General features: G+C 61.8%; 18 protein-coding genes and 1 pseudogene. 11 read left to right on the forward strand and 8 right to left on the reverse strand.

Translation table 11 applies throughout. The features are described 5' to 3' along the window. Positions 1-235: 235 nt before the first annotated feature. The 6 genes and pseudogenes from IEX53_RS19610 to IEX53_RS19635 all read left to right on the forward strand — a co-directional run bounded on the left by IEX53_RS19610 (position 236) and on the right by IEX53_RS19635 (position 7,222). Entirely contained in the window at positions 236-868 is a 633-nt protein-coding gene (locus IEX53_RS19610; protein ID WP_188825917.1) for a methyltransferase family protein, read from the forward strand. Between the two features lie 92 nt (positions 869-960). Next, positions 961-1,866: a DUF3313 domain-containing protein gene (locus IEX53_RS19615; RefSeq protein WP_236016283.1), complete on the forward strand. Its 906-nt coding sequence runs from the start codon at positions 961-963 to the stop codon at positions 1,864-1,866. Positions 1,867-1,936: 70 nt separating this feature from the next. Then, the gene (locus tag IEX53_RS19620) at positions 1,937-3,112 is read left to right on the forward strand and encodes an efflux RND transporter periplasmic adaptor subunit (RefSeq protein WP_188825878.1); all 1,176 of its coding nucleotides are present in this window, start codon (positions 1,937-1,939) and stop codon (positions 3,110-3,112) included. Positions 3,113-3,117: 5 nt separating this feature from the next. Continuing rightward, positions 3,118-6,264: a multidrug efflux RND transporter permease subunit gene (locus IEX53_RS19625; RefSeq protein WP_188825879.1), complete on the forward strand. Its 3,147-nt coding sequence runs from the start codon at positions 3,118-3,120 to the stop codon at positions 6,262-6,264. Between the two features lie 65 nt (positions 6,265-6,329). Continuing rightward, positions 6,330-6,725: pseudogene (locus IEX53_RS19630) on the forward strand (SH3 domain-containing protein); the annotation flags it as partial. Between the two features lie 155 nt (positions 6,726-6,880). Beyond that, a complete protein-coding gene (locus tag IEX53_RS19635) occupies positions 6,881-7,222 on the forward strand; it encodes a hypothetical protein (RefSeq protein WP_188825881.1) in 342 nt (113 codons plus the stop codon). A gap of 324 nt (positions 7,223-7,546) precedes the next feature. Here the strand turns inward: IEX53_RS19635 and IEX53_RS24415 are convergent, their stop codons facing one another. Both IEX53_RS24415 and IEX53_RS24020 read right to left on the reverse strand, forming a co-directional pair. After that, positions 7,547-7,786, reverse strand: coding sequence for a PaaI family thioesterase (locus IEX53_RS24415; protein ID WP_373288700.1), 240 nt, complete (start codon positions 7,784-7,786; stop codon positions 7,547-7,549). Beyond that, positions 7,729-7,959 carry a PaaI family thioesterase gene (locus IEX53_RS24020; protein WP_236016284.1) on the reverse strand — a complete coding sequence of 77 codons (231 nt, stop codon included), beginning with the start codon at positions 7,957-7,959 and terminating at the stop codon, positions 7,729-7,731. The genes IEX53_RS24415 and IEX53_RS24020 overlap by 58 nt, the downstream gene beginning before the upstream one ends. A gap of 295 nt (positions 7,960-8,254) precedes the next feature. On the opposite strand from IEX53_RS24020, the gene IEX53_RS24025 reads away from it, so the two are divergent. Together IEX53_RS24025 and IEX53_RS19650 are read left to right on the forward strand one after the other, a co-directional pair. Then, positions 8,255-9,010, forward strand: coding sequence for a recombinase family protein (locus IEX53_RS24025; RefSeq protein WP_236016285.1), 756 nt, complete (start codon positions 8,255-8,257; stop codon positions 9,008-9,010). Further along, a complete protein-coding gene (locus tag IEX53_RS19650) occupies positions 8,961-10,403 on the forward strand; it encodes a recombinase family protein (RefSeq protein ID WP_236016293.1) in 1,443 nt (480 codons plus the stop codon). The genes IEX53_RS24025 and IEX53_RS19650 overlap by 50 nt, the downstream gene beginning before the upstream one ends. Positions 10,404-10,500: 97 nt before the next feature. On the opposite strand, the gene IEX53_RS19655 is transcribed toward IEX53_RS19650, so the two are convergent. Further along, positions 10,501-11,946: a lipopolysaccharide biosynthesis protein gene (locus IEX53_RS19655; protein ID WP_188825882.1), complete on the reverse strand. Its 1,446-nt coding sequence runs from the start codon at positions 11,944-11,946 to the stop codon at positions 10,501-10,503. A 178-nt stretch (positions 11,947-12,124) separates the two neighbouring features. Further along, positions 12,125-13,369: a glycoside hydrolase family 5 protein gene (locus IEX53_RS19660; RefSeq protein WP_236016286.1), complete on the reverse strand. Its 1,245-nt coding sequence runs from the start codon at positions 13,367-13,369 to the stop codon at positions 12,125-12,127. A gap of 198 nt (positions 13,370-13,567) precedes the next feature. Between IEX53_RS19660 and IEX53_RS19665 the strand changes: the two genes are divergently transcribed. Continuing rightward, a complete protein-coding gene (locus IEX53_RS19665) occupies positions 13,568-15,484 on the forward strand; it encodes a heparinase II/III family protein (protein ID WP_188825883.1) in 1,917 nt (638 codons plus the stop codon). Positions 15,485-15,591: 107 nt separating this feature from the next. After that, a complete protein-coding gene (locus IEX53_RS19670) occupies positions 15,592-16,725 on the forward strand; it encodes a GNAT family N-acetyltransferase (RefSeq protein WP_188825884.1) in 1,134 nt (377 codons plus the stop codon). 256 nt (positions 16,726-16,981) lie between these two features. Here IEX53_RS19670 and IEX53_RS19675 read toward each other — a convergent pair whose 3' ends face one another. The 4 genes from IEX53_RS19675 to IEX53_RS19690 all read right to left on the reverse strand — a co-directional run bounded on the left by IEX53_RS19675 (position 16,982) and on the right by IEX53_RS19690 (position 22,040). Further along, positions 16,982-18,301, reverse strand: a complete 1,320-nt coding sequence (locus IEX53_RS19675; RefSeq protein ID WP_188825885.1) for an AMP-binding protein — start codon at positions 18,299-18,301, stop codon at positions 16,982-16,984. A gap of 81 nt (positions 18,302-18,382) precedes the next feature. Further along, positions 18,383-19,480 carry a glycosyltransferase family 4 protein gene (locus tag IEX53_RS19680; protein ID WP_236016287.1) on the reverse strand — a complete coding sequence of 366 codons (1,098 nt, stop codon included), beginning with the start codon at positions 19,478-19,480 and terminating at the stop codon, positions 18,383-18,385. Further along, on the reverse strand, positions 19,477-20,586 hold the full coding sequence (locus IEX53_RS19685; protein ID WP_188825886.1) for a glycosyltransferase: 1,110 nt from the start codon (positions 20,584-20,586) through the stop codon (positions 19,477-19,479). The genes IEX53_RS19680 and IEX53_RS19685 overlap by 4 nt, the downstream gene beginning before the upstream one ends. Before the next feature lie 2 nt (positions 20,587-20,588). Next, positions 20,589-22,040, reverse strand: a complete 1,452-nt coding sequence (locus IEX53_RS19690) for a GumC family protein (RefSeq protein ID WP_236016288.1) — start codon at positions 22,038-22,040, stop codon at positions 20,589-20,591. Positions 22,041-22,270: 230 nt separating this feature from the next. Here IEX53_RS19690 and IEX53_RS19695 point away from each other — a divergent pair, with 230 nt between their 5' ends. After that, positions 22,271-23,500, forward strand: a complete 1,230-nt coding sequence (locus IEX53_RS19695) for a VpsF family polysaccharide biosynthesis protein (protein ID WP_210311672.1) — start codon at positions 22,271-22,273, stop codon at positions 23,498-23,500. The last annotated feature ends 1 nt before the right edge of the window (position 23,501 follow it).

A 23,501-nucleotide genomic window follows, 5' to 3' on the forward strand; every position in this document is an offset into this window, starting at 1 on the left:
CGCAGGAATGTGCCAACTACTTCAAATCCTGCGGATATGACCCCGAGTAAAGTGGACGCGCTCTAGAACGCATCGTGCTTACCCCTCGCATTATACGATGCGAACAAAAGATCGAATTTGCGGCGCGTTCGATAATACCGCTCAATCACAACAATGACTCCCGGAGTGTCTCATGGAGAGAACGGACGCGCTGCACACGCAGGAATCGATCGGCGCCCATTCGCCTGGGGGCGGTATGATACCGACGGATCGGCTTGGCCTCGCGACTGCGCTGAGCCGGTTTCAGCATCAGAGACGACAGGCCGCTTTTCTCATCATAGTGCTGACGATCGGGTTGCTCTTTTTTCTTCAAGCCCGCTCCAGTGAATTCACCGTCGGCATTGTCGAAACGTTCGGAATCGGACTGATCGCGGCGGCCATCATCGGCCGACTCTGGTCGACGCTTTACATCGGCGGCCGGAAAAATGGCGAACTGGTTGCGAGCGGACCATATTCGATCACCCGCAATCCGCTCTACCTTTTCTCGGCAATAGCTGCGGCTGGAGCGGGGGCGCAAACGGGAAGTATCGTCGTAATGCTGGCGTTTGCCGCTTGCACCTGCATCATCTTCGCGGTCGTGATCCGGCGCGAGGAAAAATATCTCCGCCAGACGTTTGACGAGTACTACGACGAATATTGCGTGCGTGTGCCGCGATTTCTGCCGCGGTTCTCGGCATTCGTCGACATGGATTGGGTAATGGTAAGCCCCAAGCGGCTCTACGCGACCTTTTTGGACGGTCTGGTCTTTTTCGCAGCCGTGCCTGTTTCCGAAGGCATCGATTGGCTTCAGCAGCAAGGCATGATTCCTGTCCTGCTGCGGCTTCCTTGATCCAGGCAACTTTACATAACTTTACACTGACTTAACGGCACTTAACGTTGAGGCCGATAGGGTTCCCGTCACTCAATGTAGGATTACACGCGATGCAGCCAAAAGGTCTGGCGAGCTATTTCTTTCAGTTCGGGCTTGATCCGTTGATGGTGCGGCGCGCCGCGGAGGGGTTTGGAATACGTTTCACATGCGTTGGCCTCCTGATGTTCGCTTGCCTTGCCGGCTGCGCGAAGGTTCCCTTGCAATCGGGCGCTTCACTATCCTCATACGACAATCTCGTTTCCGAAAAGAGCCTCCTGGCCAAAGCGGCGATCAAAGCAGACCGTGACGCTCTCCTCAGTGCGCGTACGGTGCGGATCATCCCGACGGGGTTTACGCCAACGGCGGCGGCGATGGTCGAGGATCCGAAAGATCTCCGTTTGGTGGCGAACGCGATCGATCGTTCGTTGTGCGTGTCTCTCAGTGATCGGCTGCAGGTGGTGGGCAGCGGCCAAGCCGCCGATTTGACGGTACGCGCCAATGTGACTGTCCTGGTGCCGACAAACGCGGCCGCGGCCGCGCTCTCCACCGCCACTTCGCTCGGAACCTCCGTCGTCCTCCCCGTCTCCGTGCCGCGGTTGCCGTTGGGCTTGGGCGGGCTTGGGGTCGAGGCGGAGGCGATAGGAGTCGACGGCAAGCAAAAGGCGGCCATGGTCTGGGCGAGAGGCGCCAATTCGATCACCGAAAAGCCGCGGATGTCGAAGGTCGGCGACGCATATAGCCTGGCCTCTAAATTCGGCAATGACTTTGCCGCGTTGATTGTCAAAGGCAAATCTCCGTTCGGTGGCATGCCAGAGATCCCGTCCCTCCAGAAGATGCGCTCAGGACTCGGAGGAAAGGCCAAATACACCGCTTGTGAAACCTTCGGGCGAGCACCTGGAGTCGCCGGGCTGGTTACAGGCCAGCTCGGGATGCCTCCGGGATGGTCCGACAAGGGTGATGCGACAGCAAGAAAATAAGCGCCTGCGTGGCTCAACGATGAACATGAAACATTAATCTCTCTCCTCGACTGAAATTAAAGGAATTGGAATGACAGGCTTGCAACAGGCGGTCCGTTCGCTCGCTCTTATCTGTGTCTGGCTGCCCCTGGCCAGTTGTTCAGGCGAAACAGACACGTCAAAGGCCGGTGCGGCCCCTCAAGCCGAAGTCTCAGTTGTCGAAGTGAAGGCGGAGACGCTTCCTGTCGTCACTGAACTGCCGGGCCGCGTGGCGCCGATGATGACGGCGGATGTTCGTCCCCGCATAACAGGCATGGTTTTCAAGCGCGTGTTCGAGCAGGGCTCGACTGTCAAGGAAGGCGACGTTCTTTATATCATCGATCCGGCGCCGTTCCGGGCCAAGGTCGAGGCAGCGAAAGCCGCGCTGGATTTCGCGATTGCCGCTCAGGCGCTTGCCAAGCAGCGTGCCGACCGGCAAGCGGAGCTTCTTCGCAAAGGCGTTGCCAGCAAGGACAGCACCGACACCGCCGTTGCAACGCTTGCGCAAAGCAATGCCGATGTCGATCGCGCGCGGGCGGATCTGACGACGGCCGAGCTCGAATTGCAGTACACGGAAATCCGCGCGCCGATCTCCGGCAAGATTGGTCGTGCGCTCGTCACGCAGGGCGCCCTGGTCAGCCCCACCTCGGATATCATGGCCTCCCTCCAGCAGATCGATCCGGTCTATGTCGATTTCACCCAGCCGGCGGATAGCGTCATTGCCCTCAAGAATGCGCTTGCTGAGGGCAAATTGCAGGCGGATGCGCCGGGAAGCGCCCGTTTGAAGCTCCTTTCCACGGGCGGCGAGCCATATCCGCACGATGGCAAGCTTCTGTTTTCTGAGGCGTCGGTCAATTCGGCCACCGGCCAGATCATCTTGCGCGGCGAGTTCCCCAACCCCGAGATGAACCTGCTGCCCGGTATGTATGTACGCGGCCGTCTCGAGCAGGCCGCGCTCGACGGCGCCCTTGCCGTGCCCGAGCAGGCTGTCCAGCGTGACACCGCCGGCAATGCTCAACTCTATGTCGTCGCAGACGGCAAAGTGCAGCTTCGAACGGTTACGCTCGGCTGGATCGTCGATGGCCGCTGGGTCGTGATGAAAGGCATCAATCCGGGCGACAGAGTGGTGGTCGAAGGCTTCCAGCGTATCGCTCCTGGCGCGCCGGTGAAGACCACGCCCTGGACAAATCCCTCCCTCGCCAGCGCCGACAGTTCAGACAAGGGTTAAGACCGATGGCAGCCTTCTTTATAGATCGCCCGGTGTTCGCCTGGGTCATCGCTATTATTATCATGCTGGCAGGCGCGATTTCGCTCACCGTTCTGCCCGTCTCGCAATATCCCAAGGTGGCGCCGCCCCAAGTCAAGGTCTCGGCGGTCTATCCCGGCGCCTCGCCGGAGGATACCTATGAGGGCGTCACGCGGTTGATCGAGGAAGAGCTGAGTGGTGTGCCCGGCATGCTCTATTTCGAGTCGACCTCCGACGCCTCGGGGTCCATCGGCATCACGGCGACCTTCGAATCGGGGACAGACCCGGACGACGCCACCGTCGAGGTGCAAAACCGCGTGCGGCGCGTGGAGGGAAGACTTCCGAGTTCCATCGTGCAACAGGGGATCAGCGTCGATGCCGCCAGCAGCGGTACGATTCTTCTGGTGGCGCTGACCTCTAAAACCGGTCAGACCGATGGCCTTTCGCTCGGCGATTATATGAGCCGGAACGTTGCGAGTGAGTTACGCCGCATCCCTGGTGTGGGCAATGCCCAGCTCTTCGGCAGCGAGCGCGCCATGCGTGTCTGGGTCGATCCGGACAAGCTTCTCGGGTTCGGCCTTGCGCCCGCCGATGTCACGGATGCGATCCGAGCACAGAACGCGCAGGTGTCCGCGGGCCGTCTCGGCGCCGCACCCGTTGGGCCCGAGCGCAGAACGACGGGTTCCCTTATCGTCAAGGGACAGCTCACTTCTCCCGATGAGTTCGGCGGCATCGTGCTTCGCGCCGCGCCCGATGGCTCCACGGTGCGCCTGCGCGACGTTGCCCGCATCGAAATCGGGGCGGAATCCTATGGCACCTCGACGCGCATCAACGGCAAGCCTGCGGCTGGCGCCTCCATCGAGCTTGCGCCCGGCGGAAACGCCCTCGACGTGGCGACGGCTATCCGCGAGCGAATGCAGGAACTGCAAACATCGTTTCCCGAAGATATCGAATGGATGATCCCTTATGACACCACGCCATTCGTCGAAATCTCCATCGAAAAGGTTCTGCATACCCTGATCGAGGCGATCGTTCTCGTCTTTGCCGTCATGTTCCTGTTTCTGCAAAACATCCGCTATACGCTCATTCCCACTCTCGTCGTGCCGATCGCCCTGCTTGGTGCGTGCGGTATCATGTTCGTGCTGGGCTTCTCCATCAACGTGCTCACCATGTTCGGCATGGTCCTGGCGATCGGCATTCTCGTGGATGATGCCATCGTCGTCGTGGAAAATGTCGAGCGGATCATGATGGAGGAGGGGCTTTCGCCCAAGGAAGCCACCAAGAAAGCAATGACGCAGATCACCGGCGCGGTCGTAGGCATCACGCTGGTGCTGACTGCGGTCTTCGTGCCGATGGCGTTCTTTCCGGGCGCTGTCGGAGTGATCTATCAGCAGTTCTCGCTGACGATGGTCGCATCCATCCTCTTTTCGGCCTTTCTAGCTCTATCGCTGACGCCGGCGCTTTGCGCCACGTTCCTGAAACCCATTCCCAAGGGTCATGCCCATTCCAGGAAGGGGTTCTTCGGATGGTTCAACCGGACGTTCGATGCCTCGTCGCATAGCTATAGCAACTGGGTTGGCCGGCTGCTGCATAAAAGCGCACGCGTTATGCTCGTCTATCTCGTGATCGCAGGCGTGACCGGCTACCTGTTCCTGCGGCTGCCGACGGACTTCCTGCCCATGGAGGATCAGGGGACATTGCTTGCCCAGGTGCAGGCGCCTGCGGACGCGACGTCCGCGCGAACGCTCGAATCCATCGAGAAGATGGAGAAGACCGTACTGGACAATCCGGCGGTGACACGAGCTGTCGCCATCAATGGCTTCAGCTTTTCCGGCGCGGGCGAGAATGCGGCGCTGGTGTTCATGACGCTCAAGGACTGGAGCGAGCGCACTGCCGAACAAGGAGCGGCAATGATCGCCCAGAAGCTCAACGCGCAATTCCAGAATATCAAGGACGCCGTCGCTTTCGCCACGTCGCCGCCCGCGATCTCGGGACTCGGCAGCACCAGCGGGTTCGCGTTCCGTCTTCAGGATCGTGGCAACAAGGGAACAGAGGCGCTATGGGCCGCGCGCGACCAGTTCTTAGGCGAAGTGCGCAAGAGCCCGGTTCTGGCGGGCGTGCGCGAAGAGGGGCTTGCCCCCGCGCCGCAGGTGGTGCTGAAGCTTGATCGCGAGAAGGCTAACGCTTTCGGTGTCACCTTCGCCCAGATCAACCAGACGATCAGCACCAATCTCGGCTCGTCCTATGTGAACGATTTTCCGAATGCCGGACGAATGCAGAGAGTGACCGTTCAGGCCGAACCAGGCAAGCGCGGCGACATTTTCGATGTGCTGAACATGAGCGTTCGCAACAGCAATGGCGAGATGGTGCCGCTTTCCGAGTTCGCCAGCTACGAATGGTCGAAGGGGCCGATTCAGCTCGTCGGCTACAACGGGTTCCCCGCCATCCGGATTAGCGGGCAGGCGGCCCCCGGCCATTCTTCCGGCGATGCGATCGCCGAGGTCGAGCGCATCGCGGACCTGCTGCCGGAAGGTTTCGGATATGAATGGACCGGTCAGACGCTTCAGGAAATCCAGTCCGGCGCGCAGGTTCCCATGCTGCTCGGCCTCTCATGCCTGCTGGTCTTCCTGTGCCTTGCCGCACTCTACGAGAACTGGGCCATTCCTCTGGCCGTCATGCTGGTGATACCGCTTGGCGTGATCGGATCGCTAGCGGCAGTGATGCTGCGCGACATGCCGAACGACGTCTATTTCAAGGTGGGGCTCATCACCATCATCGGCCTGTCGGCGAAAAACGCCATTTTGATCATCGAATTCGCCAAGGATCTGCGAGCATCGGGAAAATCGCTCGCCGAAGCTGCCGTGGAGGCGGCGCATCTTCGTTTCCGTCCGATCCTGATGACTTCGCTGGCCTTCACGCTCGGTGTCGTGCCTCTGGTCATCGCGAGCGGGGCCGGGTCGGCAAGCCAGCGCGCCATCGGAACCGGCGTGATGGGCGGCATGATCTCGGCCACGGTGCTCGCCATCTTCTTCGTACCGGTGTTCTTCGTCTTCGTGATGCGCTGGACGAAGACCACTCCGAGACAACTGGAAGCCGATGCGGCAGGGACCTCGACGGAACCGCAGCACGGTTGAAAGGCGATTTGTCAGAGACCCCGGATCAAATCCCGAAAAAATCTAAACGCGGAAGAAGGAGCATCATGAAAAAGCGTTTGATAATACTGGCCGCCTTTGCGACAGCGGCTGTGACCCCGACCATTGCGCAAGCCGCCGTTCGCGGCTTTGCGACCACCGATGTCAACATGCGGTCTGGGCCAAGCACGGCCTATCCCGCCGTGACCGTCATCCCCGTGGGCGAACCTCTCAGGATCAACGGCTGTCTGCGGGACGTCAACTGGTGCGACGTCTCTTGGACAGGCGGCCGCGGCTGGGCCTACGGACGGTATGTGCAGGCCGATTACCGCTCTACCCGCGTGTACGTCGAGCCCGACTATTATCCCCGTCTGGGCATTCCCATCGTCACTTTCGATGTGGACACCTACTGGGGCCGGCACTACCGCGACCGCAGCTTCTACCGTGAGCGGGACCGCTGGCGCGGTCACGACTGGCGCCACGACCGTCATCTGCCGCGAGGCTGAGGAGCGATTCCCGCCACAGCAGTAAATGTGAGGTTGCCAGGGACGCGATCAATCCCAACGCCCGGCAATCTCCGACCCCACAATCGTTTTGTACTCAACAATGGAGACTATGAATGCGTAAGATCGTCCTTTCAGCCGTCATTGCGGCAGCCACTCTGTCCGCCATGCCGGCTTTCGCAAAGCAATGGAAGCTTCAGGCGTCCGTTCAGCGGCAGATCCAGTCGGACATCAACCAGTTGGACCAACGGATCGATGCGGCGGCGCAGAGGGGTACAATTTCACGGCGGGAAGCCACAAGTCTGCGCGGCGACGCTTCAAGCGTGCAAAGCCTTTACAATCGCCTTTCGCGGAATGGGCTGGACCATGGTGAAGTTGGACAGCTTGAGACGCAGGTAAACCGAATCCACCAGCGTTTGAAGTTTGAAAAGCGTGATTGGGACGGCCGCCGCGGCTAAGCCGAGGTAGCGGCAGCATACTGTCGGTTTGCTCCGACAGCATGCTGCCGCTGGATAGGCCAAGCGGTGGCAGGCAACGATGCCAGGCTTTCCGAACAGGTGTGCGCCACAATGAGTGGATATTGCCAGCGTCCGCTTACTCCGATGAGGGATTCCAGGGCGTGAGCCGTCAAGGCTAAGCCCGGGATCGCTCCCGGCGTCCCGGTCGGCCATACGATGAGATCGAACTCAACGGTGAGCCTCCCATAGAAAATCGTTTCGCTGGATTTCTGCTGTTGCCGACAAATGACATGCGGCGGGATCGTTCCCGCCTGATCGGAGGCTTCACCCAGCGGCGCCGACAACGGTTCCCTGGGCCAGCGCGCACAAAGTTTCATGCCCTTCGACAACCGCGAATATCTCGCATTGGCAGACGGCCTGCCGCTTGCCGGAGCTCTTGGTGTTCGCACGCGCAATCAATTCCGTCCCGCGCGCAGGCTTGAGGTAATTAATCTTGAACTCCGAGGTCAAGGCATTGCCGCCCAATGCAAGCCCGCCGGCAAAGGTAATGGCATTGTCTGCCAGATAGCTCTGAGCACGCCGCCATGCACGAAACCATGCTGCTGTTTCAAATTGTCGGAGATCGTAAGGCTCAATTCTGCACTTCCCGGACCAACATTCGTCAGGCGCGCGCCGATGAATTGGCTGAACGGCTGGGCATCGAAGACCTGGTGGGCAAACGAGAGAATATCTTCCATGTCATCCCATCCTCAAGCGATCTGTGGCTCGGCTGATCGGCAGGCAGATGGCGCGGGAAGATTTAGCAGCCCGGATTGCTGCCAATGATAATCGGAAGGCAAAGGCGGCGGATGATGATTAGCCCTGTAGTTGCTTTGTGGGCACTGGAAACGGCTTGCTTCAGGATGCCGCTTCAATTTAGGATTCATGACGAGGCCGCACAGTCCGAACCTGTTTGGCGCGATGAAAGCCTTTTTGGGCTTGCAGGGATTGGGCCGGAACGAATCCGCCCCCTCAAGGCCAAGCCGCTTCGCGGTGGCGCTGCGCGCCAGCCTTGACCGGTCGAATGCGTTCCGGCGTTTGGCTCTGAAGCAGGAAAGGCGCGGCGTGCGCTGGCAGGCAGCGCCAGCCGCAACGGCTTGGCGCAAATGCTGGCAATCACAGCGCATTGTCGATGAGAGGAGAAGCCCGAACATGACCCATGCAGCCCTTTATGCCCGCTATTCGTCCGACAATCAGCGCGAGGCATCGATTGAAGACCAGTTCCGGCTTTGCCGTGAACGCGCCGCCCAGGAACGGTGGGAGATTGTCGGTTCCTACGAGGATGCTGCCCTATCCGGCTCCAGCACAATCTTGCGTTCCGGCATCCAGCGGCTTGTGCGGGACGCGCAGCGCGGCGACTTCAAAATCCTGCTGGCGGAGGCGCTGGACCGGATCAGCCGCGATCAGGCTGACGTGGCAACCCTCTACAAGCAACTGAAATTCGCGGGCGTGAGCATTGTCACTTTGGCCGAGGGCGAAATCAGCGAGTTGCATGTCGGCCTGAAAGGCACGAAACGCCTTATTCCTGAAAGACCTCGCGATGAAGACGCATCGCGGTTTGCGCGGGCGCGTCGAGAAGGGCAAGGCGGGCGGCGGTTTGTGCTACGGCTACAAGGTGGTGAAGAAATTCGACGCCAACGGCGAGCCGATCCGGGGAGACCGGGAAATCCTCCCCGAGGAAGCGCAGATTATTATCCGCATCTTCCGCGAGTTTGCTTCCGGCAAAAGCCCCAAGGCGATTGCTGTTGACCTTAACCGGGAAGGCGTTCCCGGCCCGCTTGGCCGTGCATGGGGTGACACCAGCATTCGCGGCCACGTCAGCCGGGGGACCGGCATCATCAACAACGAGCTTTATGCGGGCGTTCTGGTCTGGAACCGTCTGCGGTACATCAAGGACCCATCCACCGGCAGGCGGGTGTCGCGCATCAACCCGGAAAGCCAATGGATCAGGACAGAGGTTCCGCATCTGCGCATCGTGGACGATGAGCTATGGAACGCCACCCGTGCGCGGCAGAAGCAGATATCGGAAATCTTCGGCCCCAATCCAGCCAATTCCCTGGAAGGCCGCATGAAGCGCGTGCGCCAGACAGGTCGTCCCGTCCATCTCCTTTCCGGCCTTCTGACCTGCGGTTGTTGCGGCGGCAAGATCGGCATCATCACGCCGAACCGCTATGCCTGCCTCAATCATCATCGGCGCGGCACCTGCGACAATGGCCGGACCATCACCAGCGACAAGATCGAGGCCCGCGTGCTGACCGGCCTGAAAGAGCGGCTTGTGTCCAGCGAAGCAGTAGCGGAAGCTGTCAAAGCCTATGCTGAAGAAATGAACCGCCTCAATCGCGACCGCCGCGCACAGGTGCAGACCGATCAGAAGGCGCTTGCCAAGATCGAAAAGGCCATTGCCGGGATCATCGCGGCTATCGAAGACGGCATGTATCAGCCGAGCATGAAAGCGCGCATGGATGAGCTTGAACGGCAGAAGGCCGAAATTGCCGCCCGCATGGGCGAAGCGCCCGCCGATGTGCCGGACGTTCATCCCAATGTCACCAATGTTTACCGGCTGCGGGTGGAGCGGTTCATAGACGCTCTGGACGATTCCGATGGCGGGCGGCAGGCAGCGAAGGCGTTGCGTTCCTTGATCGGGGAAATCATTCTCACTCCCGGCCAGAAGCGCGGCGAGGTTCATGCCGAGCTACGCGGCGAGTTGTTCGGCATACTCGAATTGGTCAGAGGCGAGGATTATCATAGGCTGGACAAAGTTATGTTGACGGCCAATGCCTGCCCCCGCAACCATTCTTGTCGAATAAACCCCGTTGCCCTCGCGACGGGGGTTTTTGTTGTCGTCATCCCCAAGCAGCATGATCGCGCCCAATTCGCCCACAAGCTCGATCTGCCGCTCTCCGGCCTCATCGGGAACGAGACGGATCGTGCCGATCAGCTGCGCAGCTTTGCGGCGCGGAGACACAGGATGGCTGGATGGCCCGAAATGTCCCCATGGATATTCAACCGTCAGACCAGAGGGTGCATGCGCGAAAGACGGGAGAGCGCCCCTGTTGGAAGGAATTTCCACCGCCAGGACAGATTGTTTTCCACGTGCCCGCATTCACTGTCTGTGTCGCCATTGGGCAAGGGCGGGAACTGATTGCGAAGGGAAGACGAGCACGTGGAAAAACGCTGCCGGGCGCGTCTTGAGCTCGAGGCAAGCTTGCCGCCGGACGAAGGGCGTCTCTACGGCTCTGTCATCCACGCACCGCGGCAATTCGGCGGCGTGCTGTCATAAAGACGTTCCGCATGGCGGCTGGACGCAGCAGCCATGTCGCCAGCAGGAAGATCGCGGAGCCTGCCGCGCCGCCCGCGACCAGCGTAACCAGAGGCGGCATGCCCTGCAGAGGTAGGATGGCGAGGCTGGCGGCGGCTCCGCTGGCGACGGCCACCGTCAGTGAAACGGCGATATCGCGCCAGGGAACGGGAACCGGCGTCAGCCGTCTGGAGATGAGGATTGAGGTGAGAAGCTCGCTCACCGCTCCTCCGGCCAGTGCAATCGCCGCGCCAAGCGCGACCATATGCGGAATGAGCAGGATCGACAGGCCGATGGTCGCGACCGATCCGAGCGATGTCGCGCCGATCAGCAGCCATGTCCGCTTATGTGCGTAGATGACGGTGCCGTAGACGAAATTCGTGAGGTTCGCGCACAGCACGGCAAAGGCAATCACGGGAAAGAGGAAGCCCAGTTCTCCGTGATAGCTTTGCGGCAGGAGAAGCCCGGTGATCGGCCCGTTGAGGGCAACAAGCATGGCGGCGACGGGCAGGCAGAGCTGCATCAGGAGGGCCATGATCTGAGACAGCAATTCGGCCGCCGCTGTCGCCCCTTTTTCATCGAAGCGGCTCATCACCTCGGGAAACGCGCCCATGTTGATGGCATTGCCGACCATGTCGATGGGCTGGCGGGCGAGCACATAGGCCGCGGCAAAAACGGCGACGGCGGCGGCGTTGTGATAGGCATTGAGGAACAGGCGCTCGGCGCTGTTGAGGCCGAAACCCACCAGCGCCATGACGATGAGCGGTATGCCGAGCATGAAAAGCTCGCGTCCGGTGAAGCGTGGCGGACCCGTAACCACGTGCCGGGCCGCCACCGCAAAAGCAGTAATGCCGGCGATGAGCATGCCGGCGCTCGAACCCAGCGACACCACCAGGAAATTATCCGGAAACACCGTTATCGCTGCGATAGGCAGAATGAGTTGCAGCAGGGCGCGCAGGGATTCGACCAGCGAATAGGCCGAATGTCTCTGTTGCATCTGCAAGACGGTGAGGGCAAAACGCGCGACGGCGCCGACAACAAGATAAACGCAGACAGCTGTGGCGAATTCCTCCCAGCGCGCCGGGACGACAAAGAACGAAGCGACAGCCGAGATCACTAGCGCCAGCGCGGTCGTGCCGATGAGTACTTTACCGGCGAGCGCGAGACTGCCGCGTGATATCTCGCCCTTGCCGCCAAGCCGCAAGAGGGCGATGCGCAGCCAGTTGGTCAGCGCCGTGTCCGTCATCTCGCCCACGGTGACCACGAGGGTCAACAGGCCGTATTCCTCCTGATTGAGGAGGCGGGTAACGATGACCAGCACCAGCAGCGCGGATATCCGCGTCAGGAGGATGGCCGGGCCGTAGATGAGGGTGGAGCGCAGAAGCAAGGAGTGGACCCTGAGAAAGTGAAGGCTGTCGGGTACCCTGTCTAGCCGTCATTTTGAGACTTGTCCCGAGAATCTACCGCGGCCAGACATGCCTCCATGGGAATTGCTTATTTTTTCCTTGTGAGAGGTTCTCGGGACAAGCCCGAGAACGATGATAAGATGACGAGCTACGGCAATCCTACTGCTTGAGTCCCAAGGCCTTGAGCAGCGCATCGTCGGGCACTGCCGGTCCTGTGGGCTGGATCAGCGTCATGCCATAAGGATTGGAATATTCCCAGACCGACCAGGGAATATGGAATTGCTCCGCAAGCGTCCTGGCGGCGGTAATATAGCGCGACCGGTCGGCCTCCGGGGCGCCGCTGCGGCCATCCGCCGACATGAGGATCACGCCGAACTCGCCCATGAACAGCCTGCTGGCCGGAATGCCATGCTTGCTCGCCCAGGCCATCGCCTCGCCGAAACGGCTGCTCAGCTGGTTCGGCCCCCATTGGTCCTGGAAATATTCCGAGATGGCCGGTTGGGCCTCGGCCATGTTCGCCTGTTTTTCGCTCGCGCTTAACCCCGCATCGTCCATCTTTTTCAACAAGGCCGCGCTTACGCCTTCGGGGGTGCCGCAGGATGCCGGCCATGGGAAGCCGGACACGAAGCCGTTTGAACGGTCCGAGCGCTGATGGGTGAATGCATGGGGCTCATACATGTGGAAGCTGTAATAGATGTTCGGATCGTCGAAATCGGGCAGAAGGTCGGTGAGCCCGGTTATGCTTCCGCCGCAGGCGCCGGTCGCCACGATGGTGAGGTTGCGGCTTACAGAGCGGATATCGCGCACGGTATCGGTCATGATGCGCTGCCAGTCATCAGTGCCGCCGGCATCGCACGGATAGTGGGCCGGTTCATTAAAAGGCTCGAACGCGACCTGGCCCGCGCCGGCCTCGACGAGCATGCGGGCCACGTCCTTCACCATGTCCCGGTAGCGGGCAATGCCCTCGCTGTCCGCCGGGCCGTTGATGAGGTCCATGGAATAGGCTGGAACCTGCGAATTGCTGTGCAGATTGAACACGATTTTGAGGCCCGACGCGGTGACCTGCCCGACCGCATCGGACAGGACCTTAAGCGCCTCCTGCCGCTTCGCGCCCTGGCTGGCGAGCAGCGGGCCGGGATCGACGGTGAGGCGGATGAAGTCGAAGCCCATGGATTTGATCCGCTTGAACTCGTCGCCTTGCGGCCAGTCCGTAAGCGGCCTTCCCCCGGAGAGCCATTCCTTCTGGCTCAGATATGGCGGCCAACGATAGGAGCCGTCCGGGTTGAGGGGCGACCAGTTCAGCCATTCGTGTACGCCAACGCCGCGATGCAGGGGAAGAGGCGCAGCCGCCGCGCCGGTGACCGCCAGGCATAGCGCCGCTGCAATAACCATTAATGCTTTCACACCCAATCTCCTCAGTTCAGGACAATAACGTTTAGAGTATGGTCCTGGAAAGCCCGAGGAGGATAAGTTCATGCGGCTTAAATAAAAATCTGGGGCTCTGTTCTGATTTTGTTAGAACGAACCGGGCTTTAGGAAAGAGCCGTAGAAAAGATATCCCCGCAATGCGTTTATTGCGGGGTCGGGAGTTGGAGCGTTTCGATGAAACTCGGCTGGTATATCAACCGATTGCGCAACATGGAGCCGGCCGAGATTATGCATCGGCTTGTCGAGCAGCAGCGCAGGACCGTCTCGAGATATCGCGGCGGCGGCTGGCGGCGCGTGTCGGCCCGCGCGCTCAATCCGGTTTTCCCGCAATGGCGCGAAGCTTTGCTCAAGGCGACCCCGGCCCAGAAGGAGGCCATAGAGATTGCCGCGCAAGCCGCGCTTGGAGGAAAGTTTTCGGCGCTCGGGCGCGATTGGCCCGCGCGCGATCCCGACGACCTCTATCCCGCTGATTTCTGGCGCCTCGATCCGGTGACGGGCACGCTCTGGCCGGGTGCTGAAGCCTATACGTTCGACATCGATTTCCGGCATTCCGCAGAGCGCGGCGACATCAAATATGTCTGGGAAGCGGGCCGGTTGCAATATCTGCCCGTGCTCGCCGCTTATCTCACCCTGACCGGCGACGAGCGGGCAAGACGCGCCATCGAGACTGCGATTGCGAGCTGGCATTCCGCCAATCCGCCCTTTCGCGGCGTCGCATGGGCTTCGGGCATCGAAGTGGCGCTGAGGGTTATCAGCCTCATCGTCACGCTTGATCTCGCGGGCGAAAAGATTGGCGGCGAGAGCCGGGGACAGTTCGCGCAAATCCTCGCCGCAAGCGCTTATTGGCTGGCGCGGTTCCCTTCCGCTTATTCGTCCGCCAACAACCATCTGGTAGCCGAGCTTGCGGGGGAGCATCTTGTTGGCCTTGCCTTCGGTGAGAAAGCGGAAGGCGCGCGCGCGGCATTGCTGGCCGAAACCCTCAAACAAATTCTGCCTGACGGGCTCGGTGCGGAACAAAGCCCGACCTATGGTGCGTTCACCGCCGAAATGATCCTGCTCTGCGCGGCAGCGGCAAAGGCGAAGGCGAAGGATGCCCCCTTTCCGCCTGATGTGACGGCGCGGCTCGCCGCCTTTGCCGATGCCGTGAACTGGCTGCCTGACAACGCCTCCTATGGCGATGACGACGAGGGCCGGGCCCTGACGCTCGGGAACGAGGGCGACTATACGGGCTCGATCGCCGCAGCCATATCAGGCTTTCTCAGCCAGACGGGTGCCATGCCGGAAGCGGGGGATTTCCGCTCGATCTTCTTCGGCGCGCCCGCCAAATCCCTGCCCAAACCTATGGGGCTCAAGACTTTCGACGATGGCGGCCTCTCCGTCTGGCGCGGGACCATCAATGGCCGGGATGTCGAGATGATGTTCGACCACGGCCCGCTCGGCTATCTCTCCATCGCGGCGCATGGCCATGCGGATGCCCTGTCGCTCACGCTGTTCGTCGATGGCGAGCCGGTGCTTGTGGATCCGGGTACCTGGGCTTACGGCTCGGGCGGTGTGTGGCGCGACTGGTTCCGCTCCACCCCGGCGCACAACACGCTCAACATCGAGGGTAAAAGCCAGAGCATCATTTCGGGCAAGTTCAACTGGTCGCACAAGGCGGCGGCGGCCCTTGTGTGCGTCACGCCGGAGCCGGACTGGAGCCTTTGCGCCCGCCATGATGGCTATGAAGGGCGGTTCGGGGCCGTGCATCAGCGCACCCTGTCACGCCATCCAGAGGGCATTCTGGTGACCGACCAGCTTCTGGGGAAAGGGCAGGAGGCGGAAGTGGTGTTTCAATTGGCTGCGGGCATCGCAACGCGGACCGATGGAAATGTCGTCACATTGATGCGGAACGATGAGAAGCTGCTGGCCATCCGTTTTCCCGATCCTGCCATCGAAATCCGCGCGGGCGGCGACAAGCCGGGGGAGGGAGGCTGGGTTTCCCCGCGTTTCGGCGTCCGGCATCCGGCAGCGCGGATCGCCTGGCGCGGCACGGTCACCGAGGCAGGGAGCAATTTCGAGATCAGCCTGATCGCGCCGCAGGCCGCTGGGTAAGCGCCGCACCGGACAGGCCAGCGATTAATCATAGGCAGACTTTTTGCAGGTTCGGGTAGGGCAGACCTGCTAGTGTCCGGCACGCAAACACGGGACGTATCCTCTTCATGAATATGCATGCAATCGAAGCGATGGAAGGCGTGGATCGCCTGGAGATCGTCGAGTCGCCGGACCGCCTGGCGGCGGTCGAGGAGCCGTGGACGCGGCTGTGGCGTGAATGCGACGGCCTTATCTTCCAGAGCCATGGCTGGGTGTCCGCCTGGTGGAAAACATTGGGGCGCCCGGAGCAGACCGGGCTTCGCATCGGCCTTGCCTGGAAGGGGGACAGGCTTATCGCCGTCATTCCGCTGGCGATCACCCGGCGGAAGGGGCTGCGCTTTCTTGAATGGGCCGCAGCCGCCCATTCCGACTATTGCGATATTCTTTGCGCGCCGGAATGTCCGGATGCGGTGCTCGATGCACTGTGGGCCCGCTTATGCAAGGCTGGGGGATTCGACCTTGCCTTCATCAACCGGCTTTTGCCAGACGCAGCAGCGCGGCGGGTTTTTTCTCCCGGCAAGCGGACAGGCGTGAGGCTTCATCTCAATCACCGGCAGGAAATCAGCTACCGCATTGCCGGCGATTGGCAGAGCGGGGCGGCCTGGTTCAAGACCCGCTCCACGAACGCCCGCCAAAATCATCGCCGCAAACTGAAGATGCTGGAGAATGGCGGAGCCCTGCGCATCCGCCTGCTTGGGCCCGACGAGCCACTCGAACCTGTCCTCGACCGGCTGGTGGCGCTCAAGCGGCACTGGCTGGAGAAGAGCGGCCGCTCTTCCGAGCTTTTCGAGGGCGGGGGACCGGCGCTCAAGGCGTTGGTCGATGTGCTGGCGCGTGCGGGGATACTGCATCTGTTCGTGATCGAGCGTGACGGCATCGTTGTCGCCGTTTCGGTCAATTTCGTCCAGCACAACACGATGATGGTCTGGATGCCGACTTACGATGCGGAATTCGCGCGTGCGTCCCCAGGACTGTTGCTGCTCTTCGAATATGTGCAATGGTCGATCGATCATGGTCTCGGCATGGTCGATCTGCTTTGCGGCGAAGAGGCGTATAAGGGCCGTGTTGCGACCCACACCGTCACGTTGGAGACGCTCGTCGGCGCGCGCACGGCGAAGGGCTCGCTCGCGCTGCTCATGGACGGGCTGCGGCAGAAGCTGAGGCGGAAGGAGACGGATGTTTCGGCAGAAGATGGGCAGTAGGGCATAAGCGGCGCCAGGCACCCCCTCATCCGACCGCGCTTATGCGCGGCCACCTTCTCCCACAGGGGGAGAAGGCCGGCGCACTGCACTACCGCTTCCGCCAACCGCTAACGTTGCCAGTTGGGCAATAACCATCATGCCAGACACCTCCCTTCTCCTCTTGTGGGAAAAGGTGGCCGCGCGTAAGCGCGGTCGGATGAGGGGGTGCCTGGCAATTCCATTAAAAACAAAATCTGGCGCACACCAACCGGCTCGCTCAGTCCACCAGCCGTCTCACCAGGGGCGCTTTTCCGCTCTTGGTGCGCGTCACGCTCTCGACGGTCTTGATCACAACATCAATGCTGGAGGGGATTTTCTGCCGGGCGTTGGCGAGAATGGCGCTGGTGCTCCCCTCGCCGAAATCCTTCAGCGGGACGACATGGATTTCGATTTCGGCGAGGCTTTTCTGGATGATCTGCATCTGGGCGATGCCGGGAACGCCGCGCGGTATGTGGTTCATGCCGATGAGACGCCGCCCATCGGGTGACAGGACATAGTCCGTGCGCCGCCCTTCGATCCCCTGGAACGGAAGGAGACCGAGCGTCACGGCGTCCAGTTCATCGGGGCTCAGCCCGCGAGGGAGCCTGGCCAGATCTCCGGTCCGGAAACGCACCAGCGGTTGCGCGGCGTTCCAGTACGAGGTCCCGACGATCTCGTAAAGGCTCGACTCGTCCTCGTCATAGGCGGGTATGAGTTCGACCCGCCCATAGGCCGGAAGGAAATAATGCTCGTCGGGCCTGATGGCATAGGAAGCGCAGACGCGTTCCGCCTGGCCGTAAAAATCGATGACCGGCACCTGGAGAATGTCTGAAATTTCGCCGGATACGCCCGCATCGAGCACTTCCGACGAAGCAAGGACGAGTTTCAGCCCCGGAAGCCCGCCGTCTTTCAGCGCTGTCGCGCCCAGCCTTGCAAAGGCCTCCAGCGAGGAGGGATAGACCCAGAGCATTTGCGGCTGGAACGACCGGATGGCTTCGATGAAGCTGCCTGATGTCGAAGCGTTCAGGTGAAAACTCGAACAGATGAGCTGGCGTCCACCCTGCCGTACCCGCCAGTACGGCTCGCTCATGTCGTCGGGGCTTTTGACCATGTCGCCGCGCAAGATTGCCGTGCGCGCGGTCTTCATCTCCAGGCCGGACTGCCGCCGCACCAGATGGTCGAGCGCCGCCTGCTCGAAGACGACCGCTTCCAGCGAGCGCTTGAGCGCGACGGGAACTCCGGTCGTGCCGCCGGTCGAAGCGGCTGCGGGGGGAATGAGCGTCCGCGCCAGGCAGATGTGAGGGTTCTGGCTGAGCGTCTCCTTTTCGAGAAGGGGCCACTGATCGTAGCCGGTCAGCGCCGCCATGGTCCGCCCATAGGGCGTCTTGCGGGCTGTCGCGAGCGTCTGGTTGGTCAGCGCATCGCGCAACGTCCGCCGCTCGTCGAGCGCCATCTTCTCGGAGCGAAGGATGAGCTTCGTGAGATGCGCGTAGATGCCGGGCGTCCGGCGCACCAGATTCTCCGCGATCGAATTTTTCAGATATGCGGTGGCACCCATCGCGGCTCCGTCATGGACCCATGACCGGACGCGGCGAAGGGCCTTGAATTCACCTCACGATTGCCGGAAATCAGGCCGAAGTCAAGCAGAGTTGTGGCGGGCGGCGGCGCGCCAGACGGCGCAGATCCTGTCCGCAAAAGGGCCGATATCCAGATGGCGGCGCTGGAAGTCCTGGGCGGCGGCGCCGAGCCTATGCCGCAGCGTTTTGTCCTCGACCAGCCGCGTCAAGGCCTCGGCAAGCGCTCTCTCGTCGCCGGGGGGGACGAGCAGGCCGATTTCGCCGTCTTGGACGATGTCTTTGATCGCGCCGACCGGGGTGGTCACGATTCCAAGCCCAGACGCCATGGCTTCGATGACCGATATGGGAAGGTTTTCGGCGTGGGATGGCAGGGTGAGGATATCGCCTGTGGCAAGAAGACGCGCCGTGTCGCCGGCCTTGAGCCATCCGGGAACCGTGACCCGGTCCGCGAGGCCGAGGGCCTTGATCTCAGCCCGCAGAGCCTCGACCGCCCCGTCGCCCGCCAGCGTCGCGCGCCAGCCGGGGACGTCCTTCATCCGTGCGAGGGCTTTCACCAGCTCCGGTATGCCCTTGCGCTCCTCTATCCGCCCGAGGAAGAGGATATGGACGCTTTCGCCACCCCCTTCATGGGCTATCCGGGGTGCCTCCACCGCATTGGGAACGATGGTGATGCGCGCCCGCGCGCCGGGAACCTTTTCGGCGATGAAAGCCTGCCAGGGTGTGCCGAGCACGATGATGCCGCTCGCCTTGTCGAAGAGCGCATGGATCGACCGGCTTACGAGCGCGCCGCTGCCGTCCCAGAAGGTACGGAACTCCGCGCCGTGCAGATGGACCACATAGGGGATACCCAGCGAGCGCGCGACGGCGGCGAGGGCGATCTTGCGGTAGGTGCTGCCGCGGCTGGCGAGATTGATATGGACGAGGTTGATCTTGCCTCGCATCCGCGCCGCCGCCATCCGGGCGCAAAATCGCAGGAGAGGGAGCCATGAGAGCGCCACGGGCCCGGTGCCGCGCGTCGGCAGAAAATCCGCCGCGACATTGCGCGGGCGCTGGTTGAGCTCGGCCTTGAGAGAGGCCATGATGCGGTCGATCCCGCCTTGCCCGGTGCCGCCGGCGGGTGTCGCGACCAGAATTTTCAAGGGTTTGCCGGTCTCAGTCATGCGAGCAATGCCTCGTAGAGGTCGCCGATCCCGGCGATATCGAAATCGGTCGCCCGGCGCTTCAGTTCCGCCCTCGGCGTCGGATGGTCCAGCATGTGCGCCATTGCCTCGGCCAGAGCGGGGGCATCGCCGACGGGCACGAGCATCCCATAACGGCCATTGTCGAGGATTTCGCGCGGCCCGTGCGGCGCGTCGGTGGAAACCACCGGGACGCCCGCCGCCATCGCCTCCACCAGCACATTGCCGAAGCCTTCACTGGTGGATGAAAGCACGAACAGGTTGGCGACGGCATAGCAGGCGTGGGGATCGTTGACATAGCCCGCGAACAGCACGGCGTCGCCGATCCCCGCTTGCCGCGCTTGCATGCGCAACTCATCATCGAGCGGGCCTTCACCGAAGATGACCAGCCTTGTGGGCCGCTTTGCCCTGAGCAGCGCGAAAGCCTGAATCAGGGTGCGGTGATCCTTGACCGGAACCAGCCGTCCGGCCGTGACGATGACAGGGCCGTCGCCCATCGCCGCGAGGTCCTGCCGCCAGCCATTAGGTTGTTCCGGTGCCGCCACGGGCTGCGGCAGCGGGTTGTGGATGATTGCGACCTTGGAAGCGGGGTAGCCGCGCGCTTCGAGTTCGCGCCCGACCCCGGCGGAAACCGCAATGGCCTTTGTCGCCCGCGCGGCGACGAGCGAGGACATCGCATGCGCGATCCGCGCCCCCAGCCGTTCCGTCACCAGCGCGCTGGCCGCATGGAATGTCGGAAAAAACCGCGCGCGGCTTCGAGCGAGGATGAGCGCTGCCGCGGCAAGAAGATTGACGAATTCCGGCGCGCTGAAGACGGCATCGGGTGCGAGGCTCCGCAGCAGGCGCGCCGTCCGCGTCAGGCCCTTCAGCGTCGTCGGCTTGCCATATCCCTCGCCCTTCAAGGGCAGGGCGAAATCGATGAGCTTGACGGAGCCGGCGATAAGCGCGGCATTCGGTCCCTCGGCATTCCAGGCAAGCAGCGTAACGTCATGGCCGCGCGAGGCCATTTCGTTCGCCATCAGCACGAAAACGCGCTCGGCCCCGCCGCCCCTGAGGCTAGCCAGAAGAAAGACGATCCGCTTGCGCACGTTCAGGCCGTCTTGAGTTGCGGAGCATCGGGCGGCAGGCGCATATCCTGCCGGATGCCCCTTGCAAGCGCCAGCAGCAGTCCCAGGCCGAAGCCGCCGATAGCGCCGAGGACCACCAAAAGCTTCGTGCTGGGGGGCCAGGAGCGTCCCTTCGGAGGCGTCGGGGCCGAAATCACCTGCACATTCGTGGTATCGATCCGCTCCCGTTCGTTGAGCTGGCGGGTGCGCTCGAGATAGCGCTGGTAGATTGCCGCCTTCGACGCGGATTCCCGCTCGAGTTCGCGCAGCGCGATTTCCGAGTCCCCGGCGTTGAAGACGGCGCCCTGCAACTTGTTCATCTCGGCGTTAAGCGAATTGAGCGAGATCTGCGCCGCATCGCGATTGGCCTTTGCGCCATCGACCGTGCGCTGGTACTCGGCCCTCAATTGGGCGTTGATCGTATCCAGCGTAACCTTCAGCTTGAGGATCGACGGATGGCGGGGGCCGAGCTGCACGGACAGCGAATTGAGTTGCTCGCGCGCGGTATTGGCCTTGTTGCGCAGGTCCGCCAGCGTCGGCGAAACGGCGGGATTGGCGTTGGTGCCGTTGATGCCGCCGGCCACCAGCGTGTCGTAATTCGCCTGCGCGGTTGCGAGGCGCGCGCGGGCGTCCAGGATCTGCGTATTGAGCTGGGTCATGGACTGCGAGCTGACGAGCTGGCCGTTGCTGGAGACGAGCTTGTGCGCGCGCTTGTAATCCTCGACATTCTTTTCCGCCGCGAGCACGTCCTGCTTCATCTGGCTGAGGCGGCTGTCGAGCGCCGCCGCGGCGCGGTTCGCCCCTTCGGATTCGGTCTCGGCGAGCTCTTCCCGGAATGCCTTCACAATGGCTTGCGAAAGCTCGATGGCCTCTCCCGGCGTCTCCGCCGTGACGAGGAGAGTGGTGACGAAGGACTGCTCGTCCGCCCTGACATTTACGTCCTGCTGCAGCTTCGAGAGGGCGGCGAGCTTGCGGTCGGTTGCCGGGTCACTCGTGCGCGGCGCGAATTCCGGGTCGTCCGCGAGGTGCAATTCATCCACCACGCGCGAAAGCACGTTGCGCGACGTCAGGACGCGCTGCCGGCTGCGCGCGACGAGCACCTGGCTGTCGATCTGGCCGGCTTGGGGGAAGAGATCATTGTCCACGACCTGCAGATTGCCCGGGTTGATCAGGATGTCGGTTGCGACGGTGTAGCGCTTCGGGGCCATAAAGCCGTAAATGCCGCCCGCCAGCGCGCCGAGAAGGGCCAGCGCGAGCGCCAGCATCAGCCCGGCGCGCAGCCAGACGAAGATGCGCCGGAAATCCAATTCGAGGAAATCCCCTACCTTTTCCATGGTCACGGGGGCGGGAGCCTCGCGTTCCTGTTTGCTTTCCCGGAGCGGAGCCGCCGCCGCGCGCTGCGCGGCCCCTCGGGCCGCCAGGGAGCCCAGCGACACACGCGGCCGCTCATGCAGGCTCCCTGATGACGAAGGGTGAGGAGGGTCCTCGGACATGGACATTTTACTCATGAACGCTGATTGGCAATGCCATCGTTAGGTCAGGTTCGTTAATATACGGTTATCCAAGTTTCTTTACGACTGCGCCATCGAACGTCCGTTGGCCGATAAACCCACACAAGTGAACAGGCAAGGCTGTGAGCATACCTTTGAGAGAAGAGCAACTCACAATGATGGAAGCGCGTCGTCACAACGCGCTCTCGTTGATGTTTTTCCTTTGCGCGGCGTTCGCTTTCCTTCTGCGTGCGGCCATCCCGCCGCAGATATTGAACATGTTCACGTCCTACACGAGCGAAGGCGGCTCCTTTCCGGAAAAACTCCATATCGGGACTTATGCCATCTTCCTGGTGCTGGGGATGATCTGCATCAGCCGTCCGATCCGGCTTGCGGGAGACGATATCCGGCTGTTCCGGGCGACATTGTCCTACGCGCTGTTCCTCTCGTTGCTGGTTCCTTATCTCTTCATCGTCGGCAGGGCAGGTTCCGCCGGCTTCATCGTCGATTCCTATCTTGTCGCATGCGCCGCCGTGCTGGTCATGCTGTGCCTCGAGGAGGAGATCGGCAGGGCGCTTGGAAACGTCCTCCTCGGCATGCTCATTCTGAGCGCCATGATCGGCACATTCGAGGCGATGACGCATTTCCGGCTTTTGCCTTACCCCAATACGGAATTATCGTTTCGCCCGACGGGCCTCACGCCCCATCCGCTGGCGCTTGGCGCGCAATGTGCCATGGCCATCGGCTTCGTCGCGCTCACGCGCTGGCGCCTCTGGGTGCGGGTGCTTTGCATCTTCATCCTTTATGTCGGCACGGCGGCGGCGGGCGCACGGGCGGCGCTGCTGCTTGCAACCGCCGAGATTCTGTTCCTGCTGATCTTCCTGCCCTGGCCGCGCCTGTCGCCCGCGCATAGGCGTCAGGCAAAGCTCGTCGTGCTGGCAATGACGCTGATGGCCGGCGCGGTGCTGGTCGCGGTGCTCTTCTCCGCGGGGTTCCTGAACCGTTTCAGCGCTACGCTCTTCGACGAAAATTATTATGCGCGCATCAAGATTTACGATGTGTTCCATCTGGTGGAGTGGAAGGACATCCTGTTCGGCATGAACGCCAACGAATTGTTGAAGATCGTCAACGAGCAGTTGAACCTGCCCTATATCGAAAGCACACCGGTCGTTCTCTCGCTCCTGTTCGGCGTGCCGATCGCCTTGATCTTTGCCGCCGCATTCTTTCGCTATGTTCTCCAGCTTCTCTACAAGGCGCCCCTGGCGGCCTATGCCGGCTCCACGGTGTCCATTCTGGCGGCGCTGTCCAACAACGGTCTTTCATCGAAGGCGCCGGATCTGATGCTGTTGTTCATTTTGATCATGGCTTACCGGAAGCCGGTGCGGCGTTTGCATTCCGAGCAATAAC

It is taken from the genome of Paramesorhizobium endophyticum, from assembly GCF_014640615.1.
In the GTDB taxonomy this organism is placed as follows: Bacteria; Pseudomonadota; Alphaproteobacteria; order Rhizobiales; family Rhizobiaceae; genus Paramesorhizobium; species Paramesorhizobium endophyticum.

Excerpts from the sequence above, each read along its gene's own strand:
- IEX53_RS19625 (WP_188825879.1), top strand. The coding sequence starts at position 3,118 with ATGGCAGCCTTCTTTATAGATCGCCCGGTGTTCGCCTGGGTCATCGCT.
- IEX53_RS19665 (WP_188825883.1), top strand. The coding sequence starts at position 13,568 with ATGAAACTCGGCTGGTATATCAACCGATTGCGCAACATGGAGCCGGCC.
- IEX53_RS24020 (WP_236016284.1), bottom strand. The coding sequence starts at position 7,959 with ATGGAAGATATTCTCTCGTTTGCCCACCAGGTCTTCGATGCCCAGCCG.
- IEX53_RS19610 (WP_188825917.1), top strand. The coding sequence starts at position 236 with ATGATACCGACGGATCGGCTTGGCCTCGCGACTGCGCTGAGCCGGTTT.
- IEX53_RS19675 (WP_188825885.1), bottom strand. The coding sequence starts at position 18,301 with ATGGGTGCCACCGCATATCTGAAAAATTCGATCGCGGAGAATCTGGTG.
- IEX53_RS19620 (WP_188825878.1), top strand. The coding sequence starts at position 1,937 with ATGACAGGCTTGCAACAGGCGGTCCGTTCGCTCGCTCTTATCTGTGTC.
- IEX53_RS19680 (WP_236016287.1), bottom strand. The coding sequence starts at position 19,480 with ATGACTGAGACCGGCAAACCCTTGAAAATTCTGGTCGCGACACCCGCC.
- IEX53_RS19695 (WP_210311672.1), top strand. The coding sequence starts at position 22,271 with ATGATGGAAGCGCGTCGTCACAACGCGCTCTCGTTGATGTTTTTCCTT.
- IEX53_RS19670 (WP_188825884.1), top strand. The coding sequence starts at position 15,592 with ATGAATATGCATGCAATCGAAGCGATGGAAGGCGTGGATCGCCTGGAG.
- IEX53_RS19615 (WP_236016283.1), top strand. The coding sequence starts at position 961 with ATGCAGCCAAAAGGTCTGGCGAGCTATTTCTTTCAGTTCGGGCTTGAT.
- IEX53_RS19635 (WP_188825881.1), top strand. The coding sequence starts at position 6,881 with ATGCGTAAGATCGTCCTTTCAGCCGTCATTGCGGCAGCCACTCTGTCC.